This is a genomic window from Burkholderia sp. 3C (assembly GCF_054589155.1).
Map to the genome: position 1 here is coordinate 1 of NZ_BAAILN010000081.1, position 3394 is coordinate 3394.

4 protein-coding genes are annotated in these 3394 nt (G+C 61.7%); all 4 read right to left on the reverse strand.

Annotation, left to right across the window (positions count from 1 at the left end; genetic code table 11):
• Nucleotides 1-103 precede the first annotated feature (103 nt).
• Entirely contained in the window at nt 104-829 is a 726-nt protein-coding gene (locus ACYP33_RS14395) for an amino acid ABC transporter ATP-binding protein (protein WP_414443924.1), read from the reverse strand.
• Nucleotides 826-1503: a glutamate/aspartate ABC transporter permease GltK gene (gene gltK / locus ACYP33_RS14400; RefSeq protein ID WP_414443923.1), complete on the reverse strand. Its 678-nt coding sequence runs from the start codon at nt 1501-1503 to the stop codon at nt 826-828. Before gltK ends, ACYP33_RS14395 begins: the two co-directional genes overlap by 4 nt.
• Entirely contained in the window at nt 1503-2243 is a 741-nt protein-coding gene (locus ACYP33_RS14405) for an amino acid ABC transporter permease (RefSeq protein ID WP_414443922.1), read from the reverse strand. The genes gltK and ACYP33_RS14405 overlap by 1 nt, the downstream gene beginning before the upstream one ends.
• Nucleotides 2244-2330: 87 nt before the next feature.
• Entirely contained in the window at nt 2331-3224 is an 894-nt protein-coding gene (locus ACYP33_RS14410) for a glutamate/aspartate ABC transporter substrate-binding protein (protein ID WP_414443921.1), read from the reverse strand.
• Nucleotides 3225-3394 lie beyond the last annotated feature (170 nt).

Genomic DNA, 3394 nt, shown 5'->3' on the forward strand with positions numbered 1-3394 from the left:
GCGCACGCAACACATTCCCTGCTGCAATGAAAAACGCCCGGCGCGATGCCGGGCGTTTTTCATTGGAACGCTGCCGCCGCGCAAGCGCGGCTCGGCGCGACACTCAGTGCAGGATCTTCGCGAGGAAATCCTTGGCGCGATCCGACTTCGGATTCGCGAAGAATTCGTCCTTGCGGTCGTCCTCGACGATGGCGCCCTTGTCCATGAAGATCACGCGATGGGCCACCTTCTTCGCGAAGCCCATTTCGTGCGTCACGCACATCATCGTCATGCCTTCCTGCGCCAGCTCGACCATCACGTCGAGCACCTCGTTGATCATCTCGGGATCGAGCGCCGAGGTGGGCTCGTCGAACAGCATCGCGATCGGATCCATCGACAGCGCGCGCGCAATCGCCACACGCTGCTGCTGACCGCCCGAAAGCTGCCCCGGGAACTTGTGCGCATGCGCCTTCAGGCCCACACGGTCGAGCAGGCGCAGGCCCTTTTCGTTGGCTTCGTCCTTGCTGCGGCCGAGCACCTTGATCTGCGCGAGCGTCAGATTTTCCGTGATCGACAGATGCGGAAACAGTTCAAAGTGCTGGAACACCATGCCGACCTTCGAGCGCAGCTTCGACAGATTGGTGCGCTTGTCGCCCACCGAATCGCCGTTGACGAGGATCTCGCCCTGCTGGAACGGTTCGAGGCCGTTCACCGTCTTGATCAGCGTGGATTTGCCCGAGCCCGACGGCCCGCACACCACCACCACTTCGCCCTTCTTCACTTCCGTCGTGCAGTCGGTCAGCACCTGGAACTGGCCGTACCACTTCGAAACGTTCTTGATGGAAATCATCTTGTGACCTTTTTCTGAAGACCCTTGACGAGTGCGGAGGCGATCACGCACACGACGAAATAGCAGGCGCCGGCGAACAGGACCATCTCGACGGTGGTGCCGTCACGATCGCCGATGTTGCTGGCGGTACGGAAGAAATCCGCGAGGCTGATCACGTAGACGAGCGAGGTGTCCTGGAACAACACGATCGCCTGCGTCAGCAGCAGCGGCACCATGGCGCGGAACGCCTGCGGCAGGATCACGAGACGCATCGCCTGCGCGTAGCTCATGCCGAGCGCGAACGCCGCGTTCACCTGGCCGCGCGACACCGCCTGAATGCCGGCGCGGATGATCTCGGAATAATACGCGGCTTCGAACAACGAAAACGCGATCATCGCCGAGGCGAGCCGGATATCGATGGTCGGCGACAGCCCGAGCACACCCTGCAACACCTGCGGCACGATCAGGAAGAACCACAGCAGCACCATCACCAGCGGGATCGAACGGAACACCGTGACGTAGAGCCGCGAGAACCATTGCAGCGGCTTCACGCCCGACAGCCGCATCAGCGCGAGCAGCGTGCCCCACACGATGCCGACCACGATCGCCAGCACGGTGATCTGCAAGGTGACGATGGCGCCTGTCCACAGCGCGGGCAGCGCGCCCGGAATACCGCTCCAGTCGAAATCGTGCATCACTTGCCTCCGATATAGCCGGGCAGGCGCGTTTTCGCCTCGATCCAGCGCATCAAGGCCATCACGACCAGGTTGATGATCACGTACGCGAGCGTGACCGCGATGAACGACTCGTAGGTTTGCGCGGTGTAGTCGACGAGCTGGCGCGCCTGGGCCGACAGATCGAGCAGGCCGATCGTCGAGGCCACGGCCGAGTTCTTGAAGATGTTCAGGAACTCGGAGGTGAGCGGCGGCACGATGATGCGGTACGCCACCGGCAGCAGCACGTAGCGGTAGGTCTGCCATTCGGTGAAGCCCATCGCCAGGCCGGCCCCGCGCTGGCCCTTCGGCAGCGCGTTGATGCCCGAGCGCACCTGCTCGCACACGCGCGCGCCCGTGAACAGGCCCAGACAGACGATCGACGCCGTGAAGAACTGCGTGCTCGGCGGCAGCTGCTTGATCCAGGTGCCGATCGACGCGGGCAGCAGCTCGGGTATGACCAGATACCAGACGAAGAACTGCACGATCAGCGGGATGTTGCGGAAGATCGACACGTACAGCGTGCCGATGGCGGACAGCCGCCGGTCGGGCACGGTACGCAGCACGCCGAACAGCGAACCGACGATCAGCGCGACCACCCAGGCCGCGAGCGAGACCTTGATCGTCACCCCGAAGCCCGACAGCAGCCAGCCGAGGTAAGTGGTCGGCTCGCCCGTCGAAACGGGACTCAGGAAAATGCCCCAGTTCCAGTGGTAAGACATGATGGACAAGACTCCAGCAAAAAGAAAACGGAAGAAGCGGAGCGCCTCTTCCGTTGCGTCAGAGCAAGGTGTGGAACCGGCTCGGGTTTAGTCGAGCGCCTTGTCGTTCGGGTTCGCGTACAGCTTCTTCATCGAATCCGACAGCGGGAAGTTCAGATTCAGGCCCTTCGGCGGAATCGGATTCTCGAACCACTTCGTGTACAGCTTGGCGGCGTCGCCCGACTTCTCGAGTTCGGTGATCGAATCGTCGACCACCTTCTTGAACGCCGGATCGTCCTTGCGCATCATGCAGCCGTAGGCTTCTTCCGATTGCGGCGTGCCGACGATCACCCAGTTGTCCGGCTTCTTGGCCTTGGCGCGTTCGCCTGCCAGCAGCGCGTCGTCCATCATGAACGCCACGGCGCGACCCGTTTCCAGCGTCTGGAACGATTCGCCGTGATCCTTCGCGCTGATGATGTTCATGCCCATCTGCTTGTCGTTGTTCATCGCGCGCAGCAGGCGTTCCGACGTGGTGCCGGCGGTCGTCACGACGGTCTTGCCCTTCAGGTCGGCGAAGTCCTTCACGCCCGAATCCTTCGAGGTCATCAGGCGCGTGCCGATCACGAAATAGGTGGTCGAGAAGGCGGCCTGCTTCTGGCGGTCGAGGTTGTTGGTGGTCGAGCCGCATTCGATGTCGACGGTGCCGTTCTGCACCAGCGGAATGCGGTTCTGCGACGTCACGGGAATGTTCTTCACCTGCAGGTTCGGCAGGCTCAGCTTCTTCTTCACGGCGTCGACGATCTTCATCTGGAAGTCACGCGCGTACCCGATCACGTTCTGGCTTTGGTCGTAGTACGAAAACGGGATCGACGACTCGCGGTGGCCGAGAGCGATCACGCCGGTGTCCTTGATCTTCTTCAGCGTCCCGGTTTCTTGCGCCACGGCCCCACCCGCGAACGTGGCGAGAGCGGCGGCCATCAGCAGCGCTTTTTTGAAATTCATCTGGTATCTCCTTGGGCTAACCGGCGCCAGTCTAGCAAAGTAATTTTTTTGAAAGTAATTATTGTTAACCACTGTTTTTATTGTGCAACGACCATTCGCAGCCGTGCGAAATGCGCCTAAGTCAGGCGTACAGATGCGCCGAAGCGGGCAGCGCCGGATTCGGCGCTGCC

Excerpts from the sequence above, each read along its gene's own strand:
- ACYP33_RS14395 (WP_414443924.1), bottom strand. The coding sequence starts at position 829 with ATGATTTCCATCAAGAACGTTTCGAAGTGGTACGGCCAGTTCCAGGTG.
- gltK (WP_414443923.1), bottom strand. The coding sequence starts at position 1,503 with ATGCACGATTTCGACTGGAGCGGTATTCCGGGCGCGCTGCCCGCGCTG.
- ACYP33_RS14405 (WP_414443922.1), bottom strand. The coding sequence starts at position 2,243 with ATGTCTTACCACTGGAACTGGGGCATTTTCCTGAGTCCCGTTTCGACG.
- ACYP33_RS14410 (WP_414443921.1), bottom strand. The coding sequence starts at position 3,224 with ATGAATTTCAAAAAAGCGCTGCTGATGGCCGCCGCTCTCGCCACGTTC.